This window comes from Kitasatospora sp. NPDC101235 (assembly GCF_044767505.1).
Classification (GTDB): Bacteria; Actinomycetota; Actinomycetes; order Streptomycetales; family Streptomycetaceae; genus Kitasatospora.
Genome location: NZ_JBIWNZ010000007.1, coordinates 256,642 through 274,352 on the forward strand (window position 1 = coordinate 256,642; position 17,711 = coordinate 274,352).

The window sequence follows — 17,711 nt, forward strand, 5'->3', positions numbered from 1 at the left end:
GCCAGGCCGGGACTGGTGGGGCGGATGGGGCAGACTCGCCTGCCGGCGAGGAGGAGGGAGCCAGGTGGATCGCGCGGCGCTGACGGCGCTCTGGGAGCGGCGGTGGCCCGGCACGGAGCCCGTCGGGTACGAGATCGGCCGGGCGCGTGACGTCTGGGTGCGCTTCCACAGCCTGCCGGAGTCCAAGCGCTACCCCGATGACGAGCGCGAGTACGCGATCGTCCTGGAGCGCCACAACACCGTGCTGGACGAGCTGTTCGCCGGCGCCGAGGTGTACGTCCTCACCCCGAGGTGGACGAGCCGGGCGAGCGCTCCCCGGATGCGCCGGGACGCGAAGCACTGGCGGACCTGGCTCCAGGCGGACGACCCCGAGCCGGAGTTCCGCACCTACTGCCACGTCTTCGTGGAGCGGCGGCAGTGGCGGCCGGGCTGCCTGGACCGGCTGCTGCGCCGGGTCGCCGACGACCGGGAGGGCGGGGTGATCATCACCGGCACCGGCATGCGGCGGCTGTACCACCCGTACGACGGCGGCGCGGACGTCTACCTGGCCACGACGGAGGAGCGCGACCGGTTGAAGGAGCGGCACGCCGCGTGGCTGTCGCCGTACCCGAACGGCTTGTGAGGGCCCGGCTCCGAGGGCCCGGCTCTGAGCGTCCGGCTCGCGCAAGGGCTTGCCGCCGCCCCGGTGCGCCCCACAGAGTGTCCGGAGCGCGTTGACGATCACGCGCCCCGGCAGTCCGGCAGTCCGGCTGCCGCAGTGAGCGAGGGAGCGAGCCATGGCCGTCAGTCTGAGCAAGGTCGAGCAGAGCGCGCCCGCGCTGGTGAGCCTCTACAAGACGGCGGGCGCCTCGGTGGAGCGGCGCGGGCTGAGCGGTCAGCGCCTGGCGGTGTACCTGGTGATCGACTACTCCGGCTCGATGAGGCCCTACTACAAGGACGGCAGCGTCCAGGCACTCGCCGACCGGGTCCTGGGCCTGTCGGCCCATCTGGACGACGACGGGAGCGTGCCGGTCGTCTTCTTCTCCACCGAGGTCGACGCCCAGACCGAGATAGCCCTGGCCGACCACGCGGGCTGGATCGACCGGATCGTCGCGGGCCTCGGCCACATGGGCAAGACCAGTTACCACCTGGCGATGGACGCGGTGGTCCGGCACTACGGCGAGAGCGGCTCCACGGCGCCGGCCCTCGTCCTGTTCCAGACGGACGGCGGGCCGATCAACAAGCGGGCGGCGGAAGCGCGCCTGTGCGAGGCGGCGAAGCTGCCGATCTTCTGGCAGTTCATCGGCTTCGGCGACCCGGACAGCCGACAGTTCGACTTCCTGCGGAAGCTCACCGGGCTGGCGGTCCCGGAGCAGCGGCCCATCGACAACGCGGGCTTCGTCCACCTGGGGCGTGATCCCCGGACGGTCTCCGACCGGGACCTGTACGACCTGCTGCTCGCCGACCTCCCCACCTGGCTCGCGGCAGCCCGGGCCCAGGGCATCGCACCCCAGGGCCCGGCGGTGCAGCCGCCGGCCGCGCTCACTGGGCCGGCTGCGCCGCAGCCGGAACGCCGGGGCCTTCGGGCCACGCTGACGGCGTGGCTGGGGCGTCGGAGCGGAGCGTGAGCCCGGCGCGATCCGGCGGGGGAGCGGGTTGACCGCCTCGCCCTACCGCTGAGCGTGCCGAGTAGCCGAACAGCCGGGGGGAAGTGGAGGAGTGGGGGGGGGGGGGGGGGGGGGGGGCCCCCCGGGGGGGGGGGGGGGGGGGGGGGGGGGGGGGGGGGGGGGGGGGGGGGGGGGGGGGGGGTTGGGGGGGGGGTGGGAGGTGTATCCCCCCACCCGACGGCTGGCGTGCTCGGTCCAGCCCGGGGGGGGGGGGGGGGTGGTGGGGGGGGGGGGGGGCCCCCCCCCCCCCCCCCGGGGCCGGTGGGTGGTCAGGCGGTGAAGCGGGGGTCGCGGGCTTCGATGGCCTGGATGAAGGCGGTCCATTCGGCCTTGTCGAAGGCGAGGTGGGGGCGGTTGGGGTTCTTGTCGTCGCCGACCCAGACGTCGCCGTTGTCGAAGCGCGCGACGACCACGCAGCTGCCGTTGTCGTCGCCGGAGAAGGGGGACTTGACCCAGGTGGCAGAAGCAGGGTCGTGGTCGTAGGGGTCGCGCTTTTCGCTCACGTCAACTCTTCCAACTTGCGTTCAAGGGCGGCGATAGTGTCCTCCGGAGACAGTGCGCACCGCTTGACTCGGGCAAAGGCCCGCTCGGCTCGTCGCACGTCACGTCCCGTTTTACGCGGGAGCATACCTCCGACGGCTTCGACGAAGACGAAGCCGTCGGAGGGCTCATCCGGGAAGCGCATGAGGATGAGCCCGGAGGTGAGAATGCCTTGCCGTCCGGCGCTCAAGGGGATCATGCGAACCGTGGCGTTGGGGTATTGAGCGACCTTGATCGTGTGGCGAATCTGGTCAGCCAGTACCTGTTGGTCGCCGGCCACGAGAAGGGCGACTTCGCCGAAGTAGGCCTCGAAGTTGAGAACTGGCTCCTCGACCAGCCGTCGCTGACGCAATATCCGGACTTCGGCAGCTGTCTCGATCTGCTCCTCATTGGGGGCGCTCAGACCCGCCGCGATCATCTCCTTCGCATAGCCTTCGGTCTGGAGAAGCCCAGGGAACGCAGACAGGAAGTACTCCTGCATGTGTGAAGCATCGGACTCCAGCGCGAGGTACTCGGCAAACGCGGCGGTGATCGAGTTCGCGAAGTCGAGGTTGCGCCACCACTGCCTGGTCGGGCCGTCAGTGAGTAGGCCCTCGAAGTCCTCGCGCTCCTGGCCCTCGATGCCGTAGTGGTCGAGCAGCGTCTTCAGGTCGACGGCACTGATCTGCTGGTGGGCGCGCTCGATTCTGCTGAGGCGAGCGGGGTTCCAACCCTTCAGGCCGGCCGTCGCGTTGGCCAGGGTCTTGTTGTTGTACAGCCGCCAGTTGCGCAGTTCTTCGCCAAGGCGGATCTGCCTGATCGCTGACCGGTCCTTGCTCAAGTGGCGCCCCTCGGTGTGATGGTGAGTCAAGTCTCGCCATGATGCGCAGGCTACTCAACCGTTTCAAGATCCACGGATTTGTTATGTCGTTCGGGTTGCAGGTTCGAATTGCGATGGTCCACACTCAGCGTGACCGCACGAACACGCCACTGAAGGTGTGGGGTGACTCATGTCCACCTTGCGTAACCCGGTCCTCCGAACCTGGGAGACCGTCCTCACCGAGCACTCGACCTCGGTCCGTACCGCCCGCCGCCTGATCCGCGAGCAGCTGACCGCCTGGAACTGGAGCGGCGATCCCGTCGAGGACCTCGTCCTCATCGCGTCGGAGCTCGTGACCAACGCCGTCGTCCATGCCTGCCAAGGGCACGGCGAAGTCCGCCTCTCGCTCCAGGAGTTCGACGGCGACTGCCGGATCGAAGTCTGGGATCCGCGCGGCGACCTCCAGCTCCGCCGCCCCCGCCCCCGCCGCTTCACCGAGGGTGGCCGGGGGATCGAACTCGTCCGTCAGCTCGCCCTCGACTTCGGCGTCATCGTCCGTCGTGGGGCGGGCAAGCGGGTCTGGGCGCGCGTCCTGCTCGACCCGGTCGGCAACCTTCCCTCACCTGGGAGTTGATCTCCATCAAGCTCGCCCCCGCGGCTGCGATCGCCCTCGTCAGCCTCGCCCTCGCCTGCTTCGCCTCGGAGCTCGTCCCCCCGTGCGAGCCGGGCGACACCGCCGACGTCGTCTGGTGGACCACCCTGGCCGCCGCCCTGATGACCGGTATCAACCGCCACAACGACCGCACCGACGACGACGATTGATCTGAGGCCAACCCCCATGCCCGACCTGCACCCCGCCGCCATCGCCTTCCGCGACCCGGCGGCCCTCCTGGACCGCTGCGAGATCGGCGGTGTCCGGCGCGTCTACGGCGAGCCCGGATACGAGTCGGGGGCTGTGCTCCCGGCCGGCGACTGGTCCCCGCTGTCCGACGACCTCCCCGCGCGGTACGCGCCGAACATCTTCACCCGGGACAGCGGCCTGGTGGAGTTCTTCCGGCTTCCCTCCACCGTCACCGACTTGCAGTCGCTCACCGCCCTGGTCGGCGAGTTGGGAGACCCCTTCCCCGTCCCGCTCGCCGCGACCGACGACCCGCCGGGTGAACCCGTCACCCACCGCCTGCCGGAGAGCGGCCTGCGCCCCGGCCTTCACATCGACAACCGTCAGAACCTGTCGTACGCCGACTGTGACGGCGCGCGCCGCCGGCTCTGCGTCAACCTGGGCCCCGGCGGCCGTCATCTCCTGCTCGTGACCACCACTATCAAGTCCGCCTGCCGGGCCGTGCGCGACCGCTACGAGACCCATCACCCACACACCGAGGACTTCTGGCGCTTCCTCGGTGATCGAAAGCGGGTGAGCGTCCTGCGGATTCGCATCGACCCGGGTGAGGGCTGGCTCGCGCCGACCGCGCTGCTCCCGTACGACGAGTCCACGGAGGACGAGGAGCTGCCGTCCGCCACGGCCTCCTGGCTCGGCCACTGGGAGCGCGGCTGCTTCGGGCCGTTGATCTGACCATTAGTTACTCTCCGCGCAGGTCGGCCCGACGGGGCGGCCTCGGAGGAAGCTGGTGCGCGATCTGGAGTGCGCCAGAGCCAAAGGGCGCGGATGCGCCTCCGCGCGCCTCCTTTCGCGCCTTTGACGCAGAGGCGGGCGCAGCCACCTCGGCCCGCGCCCGCCTCCGGCACCCCGCGCCGTCCTGTGGCCTTCGGACATGGTTTCGGCCGGATGAGGAACGGGCGCCGCCTCCGTCTACCGACCCGCCGGGCTGGGCAGGCTCGGGCGGACAGCGTCAGCGAAAGGGGCCCATGATGGCCGCAGTTCACGAATCCGTCCTGGACGCGATCGGCGGGACGCCGCTGTTCCGGCTCACCCGGCTCGGCGCCGGCATCGCCGCGCCGATCTACGCCAAGGCCGAGTTCCTCAACATCGGCGGCAGCGTCAAGGACCGTGCCGCGCTCTCGATGGTGCTGGCCGCCGAGCGGGACGGCCTGCTGAAGCCCGGCGGGACGATCATCGAGGCGACCTCCGGGAACACCGGCATCGGTCTGGCGATCGTCGGCCGGCAGCGCGGGTACCGGGTGATCGCCGGGGTGTCCGACAAGTCCTCGGCCGAGAAGGCGGACATCCTGCGGGCGTACGGCGCGGAGGTCGTCCTCGCGCCGACCGCCGTGCCGGCCGAGGACCCGAGGCACCTGTTCAACGTCGTGCAGCGGCTGACCGAGGAGATCCCCGGGGCCTGGCTCGCCAACCAGTACGACAACCTGGCCAACCCCGATGCCCACGTCCGGTCGACCGGCCCCGAGATCTGGGAGCAGACCGGCGGCAGGGTGACCCACTTCGTCGCGGGGGTCGGCACCGGCGGCACCATCACCGGCACCGGCCGGTACCTCAAGGAGGCCTCCGCCGGTGCCGTGACCGTGGTCGGCGCGGATCCGGAGTCCTCCTCCTACGGGGGCGGCGACGGCAGCCCGTGGTTCGTCGAGAGCATTGGGCACTACCTCCACCCCGACACCGTCGAGGACCGCTGGCCGCAGGCGCTGAGCTCGGAGGTGATCGACTTCTACGAGAGGATCCCGGACCGCGAGTCGCTGCTGACCGCCCGTCGACTCTCGCGGGAGGAGGGCCTCCTGGCCGGCCCGTCCTCCGGTGCGGCCGTCGCGGCGGCGCTGCGGGTGGCGCGGGGGCTCGGGCCGGACGACCTGGTCGTGGTCGTGCTGCCGGATTCCGGGCGCTCCTACCTGTCCAAGGTGCACAGCGACACGTGGATGCGGGAGTGGGGCTTTCTGGAGGAAGGCGATGCCACGCTCCGGGCGCTGCTCGACACCGCAGGCCCGCTGGTCGCGGTCGACGCCGACGCGACCGTCGGCGAGGCAGTGGAGGTGCTGCGCACCGCACCCGGCGGGCTCGCCCCGGCGGTGCTGAAGCGGGCGGCGCGTCCGTACGGGGTGAGCGCGACGGAGGTGGTCGGCTCGGTGTCCCGGGAGGTGCTGGCGGCGGCGCTGGCGGACGGCTCCGCCAAGCCGGGCGACCCGCTGGGCGCGCTGCTCGGAACGGCGCTGCCCACGGTGGGTGTCGGGCAGCCGCCGGCCGAGGCTCGGGCGGCGCTGGCGGACGGACGCCCAGGGGTGCTGGTGTTGGTGGACGGTCGGGTGGCCGGGCTGCTGGCTCGGGAGGTGCTTCTCTAGGTTTCCGGCGTCGGAGCCAGGATGGCGGAAATGATCCGGACCAGGGTGCGGTCGAAGGCCTGGTCCGGGTCGGCGGGCGGGCCTGAGGTGGCGAACGCCTGCGCCAGGTGCGGGAATTCGCCGCTGGCCGCCGCCTGGAAGAGGTAGCTGACCATCTCGGCCTGCCACTTGGCGCCCGCGGCCGCGGTCTGCTCGTACTGCGCGAACTGGGCGATGAAGCCGTTGAACAGGGCCATCGCCTCCATCCGGGCGCCCCCGCCGAGGCCGGTGGGGGCGGTGACGGCGAGGAAGTGGTCGGTGTAGCGCAGGGCGTTGGGGCCGAGGCTGGGGCGGACCAGCAGCAGCGCGGGCAGCCAGGGGTGGCGGCGGAAGATGGCCAGTTGCTGGTGGGCGAGGGCGGTGAGGTCGGCCCGCACGTCGCCGCTCGGCTCGGGCGGCAGTCGGTACTCGCCGCCGGCCGCGTCGAGCATCAGGTCGAGCAGGTGCTCCTTCTTCGGCACGTAGTTGTAGAGCGACATGGTGCCCGCGCCGAGCGCCGCCGCGACCCGCCGCATGGAGACCGCGTCCAGGCCCTCGGCGTCGGCGATCCCGATGGCCGCGGCGGCGATCGAGTCGCGGCTGTGGGCCGGGCGCGGGCCACGGCCGGTGCGCTCCGGGCGCAGCCAGATCAGTTCGGGGGCCTCGAGGGGCGTGGGCCTACCGGGCTGTTCCGGCTGTTCCGGCTGGTCGGGGTCGGTGGGGGACTTGCTGGACGGCACTGGAAGATCACCTCGATTCCCCATCTTAGATACGTACGGCGTACGTAGTACGATGGCGCCCCAGCGCGCTTCTGCGTACGCTGTACCTAGAGAAGGGGCAGAGCCATGTCCGACACCGCCCGGCCCGCCATCGAGATGGCGGGCGTGCAGAAACGCTTCGGCGCCACCGAGGCCCTGCGCGGCCTCGACCTCACCGTCCCGGCCGGCACCGTCTGCGGCCTGCTCGGCCCCAACGGCGCCGGCAAGACCACCGCCGTCCGCGTCCTCGCCACGCTCGTCGCCCCCGACCGCGGCACCGCCCGCGTCGCCGGGCACGACGTCGTCCGCGCCGCCGAGGAGGTCCGGCGCGCCATCGGCCTCGCCGGGCAGCACGCCGCCGTCGACGAGGGCATCACCGGCCGCGACAACCTCCGGCTGCTCGGCCGGCTGCACCACCTCGGCGCCCGCCGGGCCCGGGAGCGCGCCGACGAACTGCTCGCCCGCTTCGACCTCACCGAGGCCGCCGACCGGCTCGTGCGCACCTACTCCGGCGGCATGCGCCGGCGCCTCGACCTCATCGCCAGCCTGGTCACCAGCCCGCCGGTGCTCTTCCTGGACGAGCCCACCACCGGGCTCGACCCGCGCAGCCGGCAGGCGATCTGGGACACCGTCGAGGAGCTGGCGGACGGCGGCACCACCGTGCTGCTCACCACCCAGTACCTGGAGGAGGCCGACCGGCTCGCCGACGACATCGTGGTGGTCGACCACGGTGCCGCCATCGCCACCGGCCCGCCGCACCGGCTCAAGGCCGCGATCGGCAGCCAGGTCTCCGTCACCCTGGCCGACCCCGGGCAACTCGCCGCCACCGCCGTGGTGTTGTCCTCGCTGACCGGCGGCGACGCGCAGGTGGACGTCGCCGAGCGGACCGTCACGGTGCTGACGACGCCGGGCGTGTCCGTCCTGCTGCCCTCGCTGGTCCGGGAGTTGGACGGTGCCGGGGTCGTCGCGCAGGACGTGGCGGTGCGGGCGCCTTCGCTGGACGACGTGTTCCTCGCGCTCACTCAGGAGAGCGCGGACGCGGGGAGGGCCGCCTGATGGCCGTCGCCGTGTACGCCGCCCCGCGACCGTCCGCCGTCGGCCGGCTGCTCTCCGACACCTGGACGTCGGTGATCCGCGTCCTGCTCAACTACCGGCGTTCGCCTGGTCTGCTGGCCGCATCGCTGGGCGTTCCGGTGGTCATGGTGGTGGTCTTCGGGTACGTCTTCGGCAGCGCCATGCAGGTGCCGGGCGGCGGTGACTACCGGGAGTTCCTGATGCCCGGCCTGTTCGCCATGGTGGCCACCAACGGCATCATGCCCACCATGGTCGGCGCCGCCCGCGACGTCGGGCGCGGGGTCACCGACCGGCTGCGCTCCATGCCGGTCTCCCGTACCGGACTGCTGCTCGGGCAGACCCTTGCGGACCTGCTGGTCAGCGTGGTCGTCCTGACGCTTCTGGCCGTGGTCGGGCTCGCCGCCGGGTGGCGCGCCCGGAACGGACTCGCCGACGCGGCAGGGGCGTTCGCACTGCTGCTGCTCTTCCGCTTCGTGATGACCTGGGTCGGCACCCTGCTCGGCCTGGCCGTCGGCAAGGAGGAGGCGGCCGGACAGCTCTCCGTCGCGGTCTTCCCGCTGGCGATGATCACCAACGCCTACGTGCCGACCGGCGGCATGCCCGGCTGGCTGCGGTTGCTCGCGGACTGGAACCCGATCAGCTCCGTCGTCCAGGCCTGCCGGGAGCTGTTCGGCAATCCCTCGGCGGCCGGTTCCGCCTGGCCGACGCAGCACGCCACGCTCGCCGCGCTGCTCTGGAGCGCCGTGCTGCTCACGCTCTGCGTGCCGCTCGCCGTAAGGAAGTTCGCCACGCACGGGCGGTGACCAGGGGATCCGGCACGCCCGTGAAATGTGCTGGACAGCGGGGCCGGTGTGGTCTTGGGTGGGGCGCCATGGAGTACACCCACCTCGGCCGCACCGGCCTGACCGTCTCCCGCCTCTGCCTCGGCACCATGAACTTCGGCCCCCACACCGAGGAAGCCGAGGCCCACCGCCTCATGGACACCGCCCACGAGCGCGGCATCAACTTCTTCGACACCGCCAACAGTTACGGCCGTGACAGCGAGGGCCGGCTGCGGGGCCGTACCGAGGAGATCATCGGCCGCTGGTTCGCCAAGGGCGGCGGCCGCCGCGAGCGCACCGTCCTCGCCACCAAGGCCTATGCCGACATGAGCGACTGGCCCAACGAGGGCAAGCTGTCCGCGCTCGCCATCCGCAAGGCCGTCGAGGCCAGCCTGCGCCGCCTCCAGACCGACCACATCGACCTCTACCAGATGCACCACATCGACCGGGCCACGCCCTGGGAGGAGATCTGGCAGGCGATGGAGGTCCTGGTCGCCCAGGGAAAGATCATCTACGTCGGCTCCAGCAACTTCGCCGGTTGGCACATCGCCCAGGCCCAGGAGACCGCCCGCGCCCGCCACTTCCTCGGCCTGGTCAGCGAGCAGTCCCTCTACAACCTGCTCGACCGTACCGTCGAGCTTGAGGTCATCCCCGCCCTCCAGCACTACGGCCTCGGGCTGATGCCCTGGTCCCCGCTGCGCAGCGGCCTGCTCGGCGGCGTCCTGCGCAAGGAGCGCGAGGGCACCCGCGACCGCAGCGCCATGGCCTACGCGAGCGAACTCCTCGGCCGGCACCGCGACCGCATCCAGGCCTACGAGGACTTCGCCGCCGAGCTCGGCACCGACCCCGCCGAGCTCGCCCTCGCCTGGCTCCTGTCCCGCCCCGCCGTCACCGCCCCCATCATCGGCCCCCGCACCCCGGCCCACCTCGACGCCGCCATCGGCGCGCTCGACGTCAAGCTCGACCAGAAGACCCTCGACCACCTCGACGACCTCTTCCCGGGTCGCCGGCCCGCCCCGGAGGACTACGCCTGGTAGGCCGCCCGCGTCCGGCCCCGGCCCTTGGCGCGGGCCGGGGCCTCGGTGGCTGGTGGGGCGGACGTCGGGCTCGGTTCGGGGGTGTGACGGGGACGGGGGATCGCCCCGCTGTGGTAGCAAGACAGGCATGAGGGAGCGGGAGCAGGCGCGGGAGCGGAGCGGGGGCCGGGGGGCGTACCACCACGGGGCGTTGCCGGAGGCGTTGGTGGCGGCGGCGTTCGAGGTGCTGGACGAGCAGGGCCAGGAGAAGGTGAGCGTGCGGGAGGTGGCGCGGCGGGCCGGGGTGTCGGCGGGGGCGCCGTTCCGGCACTTCGCCGACCGGCAGGCGCTGTTGACCGCGCTGGCGGATCGGATGCTGGCGGACCTCGTGCGGTGGCAGGAGGCGCAGGTCGCGGCGGCCGGGCCGGACGGCGGGTCGGCGATGCGGGCGGTCGGGCTGGGGTTCCGGTTCTGGGCCGTGCACCACTGGGGCCCGGTGATGTTCGCGATGTTCCGGATGCTGTACGAGCTGCGCCGCGGCCCCGAGCGCGGCCTGCGCGGACGCATCCTGCTGACCGCGTCGCCGCGCACCTACTACGTCGTCCAGTACTGGGAGTCGAAGGAGAAGCTGTACGGCTACGCGAGCGCGCCGGACGGCTTCCACCACACCGTGTGGGGCATCGCCAACCGTAAGCTGCGCGCGGGCAAGGCGCGCGGGCACGTCGGGCTCTGGCACGAGACGTACATCGTGCCCGAGGGCGGCTACGAGTCGATCTACTTCGACATGCCGGCGTTCGGCCTGGCCGGCGCCACCGGCCGGCTGCCGGTGGAGGAGCGCGGACGGCACGCCGCGCAGCGCCTGGCCTACCGGTCGAGCGGGACCGGCGGCGCGGGGGAGTCGAGCGGCGCCGGGAAGCGGGACGGCGGGGCCGTGGGGGACGGCGCGGCGGGCGCGTAGGCGGTGGTGGCCGGCGAGTGGGGGTGGTCCGGCTCGTCCATCTCCGTCGTCGGCGTGATCACGCTAGGAGGGCCGGTCGGTCGAGTGCCTGAGTACGGGTACTCAAGGAGTGTCGTGAGTCGTCCGGGCGCCCCGGTGTGGGAGCGTCGGGGGATGGTCGATCAGGGCGGCGCCGCGCGGCCGGCGCGGGTGGTGCACGAGGTGCCGTACCGGGCGCAGTGGGAGTCCGCGGAGCTGGTGCGGGCCATCGTGGACGGCGAACTCGACGCGGCGCGGGACCCGCGCTGGGGGCAGTCGGGGGCGGCCAGCCCGGAGGAGTACGCCTGGTGGTCCTGGCGGCTGTGCGGGGTGGCCTGCCTGCGGATGGCGCTGGAGCACTGGTGGGGGGTGACCCCGACGGCGATGGCGCTCGCGGCCGAATGCGTGGCGGCCGGCGCGTACCTGCGGGACGGCGAGAGCCTGCGCGGGCTGGTCCACGCGCCGTTCGCCGACTACGTCCGGCACCGGTGGGGACTGGCCGCGCAGGCACGGGAGTTGACGGCCGGGGAGGTGTCGGCCGAGGTGACCGGCGGCCGGCTGGTGATGGTCTCGGTGCACCCGTCGATCCGGGAGCCGTGCGGGCCGGAACCGGTGCGGCGCGGCGGTCACCTGGTGCTGGCGGTGGGTGCCACGGACACGGCGCTGCTGATCCACAACCCGTCCGGGTTCCCGGGGGAGTCGCAGGCCTTCGCGCGCGTGCCGTGGCGGTCGTTCGGGCAGTTCTACGCCGGACGGGGGATCGTGCTCGGCCCGCCCGGGGCCTCCTCGCCCTGACGTCGCGGACCGGTCACCGGGTGTCCGGAAGCCCCATCGGGTTGATCGGCAACTGGCTGCGACAGAGCGCCGAGATCGGCTTCAACGCCGCGGCCAGCCGGTCTAGTTCGGCGCGCGGGTAGTCCTCCCAGACCCGGGCGGCGGCCAGGTCGGTGGCCGCCTCCAGGGCCTGGTGGCGGATCCGGCCGAGTTCGGTGACCGTCCCCTCGGCGGTCAGCCAGCCGCGCTCGACCAGGCGTTCGGCGGCCGCCTCCCACTCCGTGTCCGTCCACCCGCGCAGCGGCTGGATCATCTCGCGCCGCATGTCCATCGCGCAGCGGACCACCAGCGCCTCGCAGCCGTCCAGCCCGGCCGCCACCAGGGCGGCCACGTGGCCGTCGCCGCGGTGCTCGCGCATCACGGTGGCGGCCTGCCAGAGCCGTTCGTACAGTCCGCTCGGGCGGGGCAGCGCGGCGTTGGCGGCGGCCAGGACCCGGCCCGCGCAGTCCAGCCGGGCGGCGGCCTGTTCCAGGGTCTCGGCGACCAGCTCGACCTGGTCCTTGTCCACGTGCTCCAGCAGTCGGCCCAGGATCGTCGCCGAGGCCTTCAGCCGGGCGGTCAACGCCTCCTGAGGGCTCGCGTGGTCCCACACCTCCGGCAGGGCGCGCTCGACCATCGCCGGGGCGAAGTTGAAGAACGCGGCGGTCACCGGCGCGGCGTCCACCGCGCCGAGCGGGGCCGAGCGAGTGCCGAAGTAGCCGTGCAGGCGGCCCTGCAGACCCGCCTCCTCGAAGGCGGCGCGGCCCTCGGGCAGGAAGTAGGTGACGGCGTGCACCGGCTCGAAGAGCCACCACAGCGCGCGGGCGGGGTGGACGAGATCGGTCATCGGGAGACCTTCCTCGGACGGAGCTCCGGGCGGGCGCGGGGAGCTCGGCTGGTCGGAGCGGCCCGGCAGGAGCCGCGGCGGGTGCGTGGACCGCACAAGGGCTGATGACCACGGCGACGGCCCCGGTAACCCCGGAAGGGGTGTGATGACGGTCACGTGGAGGCGGTGCCGTGCGGTCGGCGCAGATGCGGCGCGGGATGATGGGATGAGGTGCCCGCTCCGGGGGGCGCCCAGCCCTCGCACAGCCCTCGCACGAAGGTAGTCGGTCATGGCCCAGATCAACCCCAGCATCCTGTCCGCGGACTTCGCCCGGCTCGCCGACGAGGCCGAGGCCGTCCGGGGTTCCGACTGGCTGCACGTGGACGTCATGGACAACCACTTCGTGCCCAACCTGACCCTCGGCGTCCCGGTGGTCGAGTCGCTCGCCCGCGCCACCGACACCCCGCTCGACCTGCACCTGATGATCGAGGACCCGGACCGCTGGGCCCCGCAGTACGTCGAGGCCGGAGCCGGCTCGATCACCTTCCACATCGAGGCCGCCGCCGCGCCCGTCCGGCTCGCCCGCGAGATCCGCGCCAAGGGCGCCCGCGCCTCGATGGCGCTCAAGCCCGGCACCCCGATCGAGCCGTACGAGGACCTGCTGCCCGAGCTCGACATGGTGCTGATCATGACCGTCGAGCCCGGCTTCGGCGGCCAGGCCTTCCTGGACATCATGCTGCCGAAGATCCGCCGTACCCGCGAGCTGATCGCCAAGCACGACCTGGAGATCTGGCTCCAGGTGGACGGCGGCGTCGCGGCGAGCACGATCGAGCGCTGCGCGGAGGCGGGCGCGGACGTGTTCGTGGCCGGCTCGGCGGTGTACGGCGCGGAGGACCCGGCCGAGGCCGTCCGCAACCTGCGCGAGCTGGCCGCCAAGGCGAGCGCGGACGCCTGGTGGGCCTGCGGGCACTGAGCCAGTTGGGCGACAAGCTGGACGTGGACTGAGCACAACCCGTTCAGTGCCCGGGCAGGCTTGTCGTGCTCGGCTCCGCTGCCGTGTCCTGGCGGCGTTCGGTGGTCCAGTAGAGGAGGGCGATCAGGGGCAGGGCGGTGCCGAGGGCGGTGACGCCGGTCCAGCCCCAGGAGTGGTAGGCGACGGAGCCGAGTTGGGATCCGGCGGCTCCGCCGATGAAGAACATGGCGATGAAGGCGCTGTTGAGGCGGGCGCGGGCGGCGGGGTCGAGCTGGTAGACGGTGTGCTGGCCGAGGATGAGGGTGGCCTGGACGGCCATGTCGATGAGGACGGCGGCGAGGGCGAGCAGGATGGCGCTGTGTCCGCCGAGGCCGGCGAGTGCGAAGGAGGCGGCGGCGACGGTGAAGGCGATGCCGGTCATGGGGCGTGTCAGTCCGTGGTCGGCCCAGTGTCCGGCGAACGGGGCGATGGCGGCTCCGGCGGCGCCGACGAGGGCGAACAGGCCGACGCCGACGGGGGAGTAGTGGAAGCCGGGGCCGGTCAGGACGAAGGAGACGGTGGTCCAGAAGGCGCTGAAGGCGGCGAACATCGCGGCCTGGTAGAGGCCGCGGCGCAGCAGTGCGGGGTGGGTGCGCACCAGTCGGGCGGTGGAGCGCAGGACGTGGTGGTAGGGGATGGTGGTGGTCGGGGCGTGTGCGGGCAGGGCGGCGCGCAGGGCGATGCCGAGTACGGCCATCAGTGCGGCGGAGCCGAGGAAGACGGTGCGCCAGCCGGCGAGGTCGGAGACGAGGCTGCTGAGGGTGCGGGAGAGCAGGATGCCGGTGAGCAGGCCGCTCATGACCCGGCCGACGATGCGCCCGCGGGCGTGGTCGGGGGCGAGGCTGGCGGCGAACGGCACCAGGATCTGGGCGACGACGGAGGTGGCGCCGCTGATCAGGGAGGCGATCAGCAGCATCGGGAAGCTGGTGGCGAACCCGGCCGCGAGGAGGGCGAGGGTGGTGGCCGTCAGCAGGGCGGTGATGAGGTTGCGCTTCTCCAGCCGGTCGCCGAGCGGGACGAGGAAGAGCATGCCGATGACGTAGCCGACCTGGGTGAGGGTGATCAGCGCCCCGGTGGTGGCCGTGCTGGTGTGGAAGACCTCGCTGAGGGAGGAGAGCAGGGGCTGGGCGTAGTAGAGGTTGGCGACGGTCATGCCGCAGGCGACGGCCAGGAGCGCTATCAGCCAACCGGGCACGCCGTGGGGGGCCGTTGTGGCTGCGGACCGGCGCGAGGTTCGGGGACTGGGTGATGTGGACATGGGCACCTTCTCGAAGGGGGTGAGCCGGGCTTCCGGCGAGGTCAAGGTCTGTCCCCGCCGCTGCTCGATGAACCTCGGAGCCCGTAGCGGCGCCGGGGGCGGACGGGACGGTTGTCGGGCATCAGCGGGTGAGGCCGTGCAGTTCGGCGGTCCAGTTGATCAGGGTGTCCTCGGAGCCCTGGGGCACCAGCGTGAAGGCCTTGTGGCGGAGCCAGCGGCGGACCTGGTGGGAGGGGAGGTCGATGAGGGTGACGTCGTCGCGGTTGCGGAGCATGATGCGCAGGGACGGGCGGCCGTGGCAGGTGCAGGGTGGCCAGATGCGGACGTCGCCGAGGCCTGCGGGTCTCTGCAGGCCCTCCCACAGGAGGTCGCGGGAGAAGCGCCAGGTGCCCGCTTCCGCTGCGGGGCCGAGGAATTCGAGGGCGACGGCGAGCGGGTCGTCGCTGCGGTAGCCGAAGCGCACCGGGATGTCGACGGACTCGTGCTCGCCGAGGACGAGCCGGGCGTCGAGGGTGAGGTCGGTGCTGGTGGCCTTCGGGCGTGGCTGGGGGCTGGAGACGGTGTGGTGGGCGGGCATGGGTTCTCCTGGGGTGATGTCGGGTGGGCGTCGGCGCCGGGCTTCGCCGGGCTGCGCGAGGTGAAGGGAGGCCGTCCGGGCCGGTGAGGACACGTCGCGCTGGACGATCGGGGCGCCGGTGCGGGTTGCGGCGCCACGGTCTCGCCTCTACCCCGGCGGGCTGCTGGGCGGCCAGGGGCGGATCCGCGGTTCACGCTAGGAAGCGGATCGACCGGGGATGTTCCGGCGGTGCACCGTGATACGACACTCTGCGCACCGCTCGCCGGATGAGCGGGCGGCCCTTGGGCTCGTTTCCGTCTTGCCTGTCCTGTTCGGCGGTGGGGGATCGGCACGTCCAGGGTGCCGTCCCGGTCGTCGTCGCATCACCGCCACGGGAGTTGAACTCCGGTGGTCTGAAAGCTTTTTCGTCATCTTCGGGCTTCCCCTGGGAGTCGTTGTGCGGCTTCCTCCGAAGAGCGGGTGTTGTCCGAGGCGACCGCCGGCTCCAGTCGGGTGGACCCGCTGAATCCTCGATTTGTTGAATGTTGTTCATCCGCTCCGCCCCTTGTATGAATGGCGTGCCAGGGAGGAGTTGATCATGACGATGTGGATCCAGCGCGCACGCTCTGGAGGCGAGGCGCTGCAGGAGTTGGTGGACGGTCTGGCCGAGGAGCTGGGGCGCTCGGTCGTTCTCGACGACCCGTTGGTGCGGATGATCTGCACCAGCCGGCACTTCGGCGACGAGGACCGGGTGCGCATCCGCACGTTGTTGCAGGGCACCGCGGACGACGAGACGATCCGCTACGTGCTGTCGCAGGGCGTCGCCCGGTGGACCCGTCCGGGGGTCCTGCCGGGCCGCGACGACCTGGGGCTGCAGCCGCGCTACTGTGTCCCGATCCGTGAGCGGGGCCACGTGCTGGGCATCCTGATGGTCGTGGCGGTGGGGGAGCCCCTCACGGAGGCCGAGACCGCGGCCATCGACCGGGTCGCCGGCACGTTGGCGGTCGAGATGTACGCCGATCGGCTGGCCTCGGACGTGGACGAGGAGCGCACCCGTCAGCTGTTGGGCCGGCTGGTCGGCCCGGACTCGGCGCTGCGCTGCGCGGCACACCGGCGCCTGGTGGACGACGGCCTCCTTCCGGCGGGCCCCCACGTCGTGGTGACCAGCGCGGCCGTCACCGGACAGCGGGGGCCCTCCGGGCAGGTCGCGGTGGCGCTGCGCGGTGCGCTGGAGCCGTTCCGGCATGCCCGTGCGGCTCGCGGCCTGCTGACGGTCGAGCAGGACCAGGCGGTCCTGGTACAGGTCTTCGAGGGAGGTCGGTTGACCTGCTGTATCGCCGAATCAGGCGGTTACTACAGAGCGATGAAGTTCCGTCAGGCAATCCCTACGTCGGTCGGTGGTCAACGGGTTCACCGCACCGTGAGAATCCTCGGTAGGAGCTACCGCTCTGCCCCTGGCGGCCTGCCGACGTCACATCCTGAAATCCACGAGCTGATACGAACGGACGAGAACGAGCACCATGCACGAACTGATCACGAACGACGGTGTGCGCCTGGCCTACCGCGACAGCGGAGGCGACGGCGTCCCGTTGGTGATGCTCCACGGCTGGGGGCAGACGCAGGAGATGTTCCGCCACCAGGTCGAGGGGCTGGCGTCGGGCCGGCGCGTCGTGACGGTGGACTTCCGCGGCCACGGCCGTTCCGGCAAGCCGCGCCACGGCTACCGCATCGCGCGGCTGGCTCGCGACGTCCTCGGCCTGGTCGACCACCTGGGCCTGGACACCTTCGACGCGCTGGGCTGGTCGATGGGTGCCTCGGTGTGGTGGAGCTTCGTCGACCAGTACGGCACCGGCCGGATCCGCCGGTTCGTGGTGGTCGACCAGCCGGCCGCGGTGGCGGCGGTGCCCTGGATGACGGAGACGGAGCAGCGCGAGTCCGGCGCCCTCTTCGACGTCGCCGGGCTCCTGGAGCTGGGCGCCGCGCTGGCCGGCCCGGACGGCGCCGAGGTCCGCGAGGACTTCGTCCGCTCGATGTTCAGTGGCGACACCGACCCGGACGTGCTCGCCTTCGTGACCGGGCAGATCCGTTCCACCCCGGCGTACGCGGGTGTCCCGCTGCTCTTCGACCACTGCGCCCAGGACTGGCGCGACGTCCTCGACTGCATCGACGTGCCGACCCTGGTGATCGGCTGCGAGGGGAGCCACGTGGACCCTGCGTCCCAGCGGTTCATCGCCGAGCGGATCCCCGGTGCCCGTCTCCACGTGTTCCCGAAGGGCGTGGCGAGCTCGCACTTCCCGTTCCTGGAGAACCCCGGCGAGTTCAACGCCGTCGTGGAGGAGTTCCTCTCCTGAACGC

The 17,711-nt window shown here is 72.2% G+C and carries 19 protein-coding genes and 1 pseudogene; 14 read left to right on the top strand and 6 right to left on the bottom strand.

Annotated elements, in window-relative coordinates; translation table 11 throughout:
• The first annotated feature begins 64 nt into the window (after window positions 1–64).
• Together ACIRRH_RS14990 and ACIRRH_RS14995 are read left to right on the top strand one after the other, a co-directional pair.
• The gene (locus ACIRRH_RS14990; RefSeq protein ID WP_403066658.1) at window positions 65–622 is read left to right on the top strand and encodes a hypothetical protein; all 558 of its coding nucleotides are present in this window, start codon (window positions 65–67) and stop codon (window positions 620–622) included.
• 154 nt (window positions 623–776) lie between these two features.
• Complete coding sequence (locus ACIRRH_RS14995) at window positions 777–1,607, top strand: VWA domain-containing protein (protein WP_403066660.1); 831 nt, start codon at window positions 777–779, stop codon at window positions 1,605–1,607.
• A gap of 308 nt (window positions 1,608–1,915) precedes the next feature.
• On the opposite strand, the gene ACIRRH_RS15000 is transcribed toward ACIRRH_RS14995, so the two are convergent.
• Both ACIRRH_RS15000 and ACIRRH_RS15005 read right to left on the bottom strand, forming a co-directional pair.
• Window positions 1,916–2,149 (bottom strand): DUF397 domain-containing protein, encoded by a 234-nt coding sequence (locus ACIRRH_RS15000; RefSeq protein ID WP_403066662.1) that lies wholly within the window; start codon window positions 2,147–2,149, stop codon window positions 1,916–1,918.
• A complete protein-coding gene (locus ACIRRH_RS15005; protein ID WP_403066664.1) occupies window positions 2,146–3,006 on the bottom strand; it encodes a helix-turn-helix domain-containing protein in 861 nt (286 codons plus the stop codon). The genes ACIRRH_RS15000 and ACIRRH_RS15005 overlap by 4 nt, the downstream gene beginning before the upstream one ends.
• A 169-nt stretch (window positions 3,007–3,175) precedes the next feature.
• On the opposite strand from ACIRRH_RS15005, the gene ACIRRH_RS15010 reads away from it, so the two are divergent.
• The 4 genes from ACIRRH_RS15010 to ACIRRH_RS15025 all read left to right on the top strand — a co-directional run bounded on the left by ACIRRH_RS15010 (window position 3,176) and on the right by ACIRRH_RS15025 (window position 6,228).
• Window positions 3,176–3,619 (top strand): ATP-binding protein, encoded by a 444-nt coding sequence (locus ACIRRH_RS15010; RefSeq protein ID WP_403066666.1) that lies wholly within the window; start codon window positions 3,176–3,178, stop codon window positions 3,617–3,619.
• Window positions 3,616–3,807 (top strand): hypothetical protein, encoded by a 192-nt coding sequence (locus tag ACIRRH_RS15015; protein ID WP_403066668.1) that lies wholly within the window; start codon window positions 3,616–3,618, stop codon window positions 3,805–3,807. The genes ACIRRH_RS15010 and ACIRRH_RS15015 overlap by 4 nt, the downstream gene beginning before the upstream one ends.
• Window positions 3,808–3,823: 16 nt before the next feature.
• Entirely contained in the window at window positions 3,824–4,555 is a 732-nt protein-coding gene (locus tag ACIRRH_RS15020; protein ID WP_403066670.1) for a hypothetical protein, read from the top strand.
• A 296-nt stretch (window positions 4,556–4,851) separates the two neighbouring features.
• Complete coding sequence (locus ACIRRH_RS15025; RefSeq protein ID WP_403066672.1) at window positions 4,852–6,228, top strand: pyridoxal-phosphate dependent enzyme; 1,377 nt, start codon at window positions 4,852–4,854, stop codon at window positions 6,226–6,228.
• Here the strand turns inward: ACIRRH_RS15025 and ACIRRH_RS15030 are convergent.
• Window positions 6,225–6,986, bottom strand: coding sequence for a TetR/AcrR family transcriptional regulator (locus ACIRRH_RS15030; RefSeq protein ID WP_403066674.1), 762 nt, complete (start codon window positions 6,984–6,986; stop codon window positions 6,225–6,227). The two genes, ACIRRH_RS15025 and ACIRRH_RS15030, sit on opposite strands and share 4 nt — an antisense overlap.
• A gap of 105 nt (window positions 6,987–7,091) precedes the next feature.
• Between ACIRRH_RS15030 and ACIRRH_RS15035 the strand changes: the two genes are divergently transcribed.
• The 6 genes and pseudogenes from ACIRRH_RS15035 (at window position 7,092) to ACIRRH_RS15060 (ending at window position 11,686) form a co-directional block, all read left to right on the top strand.
• Complete coding sequence (locus tag ACIRRH_RS15035) at window positions 7,092–8,060, top strand: ATP-binding cassette domain-containing protein (protein ID WP_403066676.1); 969 nt, start codon at window positions 7,092–7,094, stop codon at window positions 8,058–8,060.
• Window positions 8,060–8,881: an ABC transporter permease gene (locus ACIRRH_RS15040; protein WP_403066678.1), complete on the top strand. Its 822-nt coding sequence runs from the start codon at window positions 8,060–8,062 to the stop codon at window positions 8,879–8,881. Before ACIRRH_RS15035 ends, ACIRRH_RS15040 begins: the two co-directional genes overlap by 1 nt.
• Before the next feature lie 68 nt (window positions 8,882–8,949).
• Window positions 8,950–9,936 carry an aldo/keto reductase gene (locus ACIRRH_RS15045; protein ID WP_403066680.1) on the top strand — a complete coding sequence of 329 codons (987 nt, stop codon included), beginning with the start codon at window positions 8,950–8,952 and terminating at the stop codon, window positions 9,934–9,936.
• Between the two features lie 127 nt (window positions 9,937–10,063).
• Window positions 10,064–10,267: pseudogene (locus tag ACIRRH_RS15050) on the top strand (helix-turn-helix domain-containing protein); the annotation flags it as partial.
• Window positions 10,268–10,357: 90 nt separating this feature from the next.
• Window positions 10,358–10,873 carry a monooxygenase family protein gene (locus ACIRRH_RS15055; protein WP_403066841.1) on the top strand — a complete coding sequence of 172 codons (516 nt, stop codon included), beginning with the start codon at window positions 10,358–10,360 and terminating at the stop codon, window positions 10,871–10,873.
• Window positions 10,874–11,026: 153 nt separating this feature from the next.
• Window positions 11,027–11,686, top strand: coding sequence for a C39 family peptidase (locus ACIRRH_RS15060; RefSeq protein WP_403066682.1), 660 nt, complete (start codon window positions 11,027–11,029; stop codon window positions 11,684–11,686).
• Window positions 11,687–11,699: 13 nt separating this feature from the next.
• On the opposite strand, the gene ACIRRH_RS15065 is transcribed toward ACIRRH_RS15060, so the two are convergent.
• Window positions 11,700–12,551: a hypothetical protein gene (locus tag ACIRRH_RS15065; RefSeq protein ID WP_403066684.1), complete on the bottom strand. Its 852-nt coding sequence runs from the start codon at window positions 12,549–12,551 to the stop codon at window positions 11,700–11,702.
• Window positions 12,552–12,819: 268 nt separating this feature from the next.
• On the opposite strand from ACIRRH_RS15065, the gene rpe reads away from it, so the two are divergent.
• Window positions 12,820–13,503: a ribulose-phosphate 3-epimerase gene (rpe, locus tag ACIRRH_RS15070; protein ID WP_403066686.1), complete on the top strand. Its 684-nt coding sequence runs from the start codon at window positions 12,820–12,822 to the stop codon at window positions 13,501–13,503.
• Between the two features lie 43 nt (window positions 13,504–13,546).
• Here rpe and ACIRRH_RS15075 read toward each other — a convergent pair whose 3' ends face one another.
• Both ACIRRH_RS15075 and ACIRRH_RS15080 read right to left on the bottom strand, forming a co-directional pair.
• On the bottom strand, window positions 13,547–14,737 hold the full coding sequence (locus tag ACIRRH_RS15075; RefSeq protein WP_403066688.1) for an MFS transporter: 1,191 nt from the start codon (window positions 14,735–14,737) through the stop codon (window positions 13,547–13,549).
• Window positions 14,738–14,921: 184 nt separating this feature from the next.
• A complete protein-coding gene (locus tag ACIRRH_RS15080) occupies window positions 14,922–15,377 on the bottom strand; it encodes an SsgA family sporulation/cell division regulator (protein ID WP_403066690.1) in 456 nt (151 codons plus the stop codon).
• A 1,499-nt stretch (window positions 15,378–16,876) separates the two neighbouring features.
• On the opposite strand from ACIRRH_RS15080, the gene ACIRRH_RS15085 reads away from it, so the two are divergent.
• Complete coding sequence (locus tag ACIRRH_RS15085) at window positions 16,877–17,707, top strand: alpha/beta fold hydrolase (RefSeq protein ID WP_403066692.1); 831 nt, start codon at window positions 16,877–16,879, stop codon at window positions 17,705–17,707.
• Window positions 17,708–17,711: the final 4 nt, after the last annotated feature.

Excerpts from the sequence above, each read along its gene's own strand:
- ACIRRH_RS14995 (WP_403066660.1), top strand. The coding sequence starts at position 777 with ATGGCCGTCAGTCTGAGCAAGGTCGAGCAGAGCGCGCCCGCGCTGGTG.
- ACIRRH_RS15010 (WP_403066666.1), top strand. The coding sequence starts at position 3,176 with ATGTCCACCTTGCGTAACCCGGTCCTCCGAACCTGGGAGACCGTCCTC.
- ACIRRH_RS15020 (WP_403066670.1), top strand. The coding sequence starts at position 3,824 with ATGCCCGACCTGCACCCCGCCGCCATCGCCTTCCGCGACCCGGCGGCC.
- ACIRRH_RS15025 (WP_403066672.1), top strand. The coding sequence starts at position 4,852 with ATGGCCGCAGTTCACGAATCCGTCCTGGACGCGATCGGCGGGACGCCG.
- ACIRRH_RS15035 (WP_403066676.1), top strand. The coding sequence starts at position 7,092 with ATGTCCGACACCGCCCGGCCCGCCATCGAGATGGCGGGCGTGCAGAAA.
- ACIRRH_RS15040 (WP_403066678.1), top strand. The coding sequence starts at position 8,060 with ATGGCCGTCGCCGTGTACGCCGCCCCGCGACCGTCCGCCGTCGGCCGG.
- ACIRRH_RS15045 (WP_403066680.1), top strand. The coding sequence starts at position 8,950 with ATGGAGTACACCCACCTCGGCCGCACCGGCCTGACCGTCTCCCGCCTC.
- ACIRRH_RS15055 (WP_403066841.1), top strand. The coding sequence starts at position 10,358 with ATGCGGGCGGTCGGGCTGGGGTTCCGGTTCTGGGCCGTGCACCACTGG.
- ACIRRH_RS15060 (WP_403066682.1), top strand. The coding sequence starts at position 11,027 with ATGGTCGATCAGGGCGGCGCCGCGCGGCCGGCGCGGGTGGTGCACGAG.
- ACIRRH_RS15065 (WP_403066684.1), bottom strand. The coding sequence starts at position 12,551 with ATGACCGATCTCGTCCACCCCGCCCGCGCGCTGTGGTGGCTCTTCGAG.
- rpe (WP_403066686.1), top strand. The coding sequence starts at position 12,820 with ATGGCCCAGATCAACCCCAGCATCCTGTCCGCGGACTTCGCCCGGCTC.
- ACIRRH_RS15080 (WP_403066690.1), bottom strand. The coding sequence starts at position 15,377 with ATGCCCGCCCACCACACCGTCTCCAGCCCCCAGCCACGCCCGAAGGCC.
- ACIRRH_RS15085 (WP_403066692.1), top strand. The coding sequence starts at position 16,877 with ATGCACGAACTGATCACGAACGACGGTGTGCGCCTGGCCTACCGCGAC.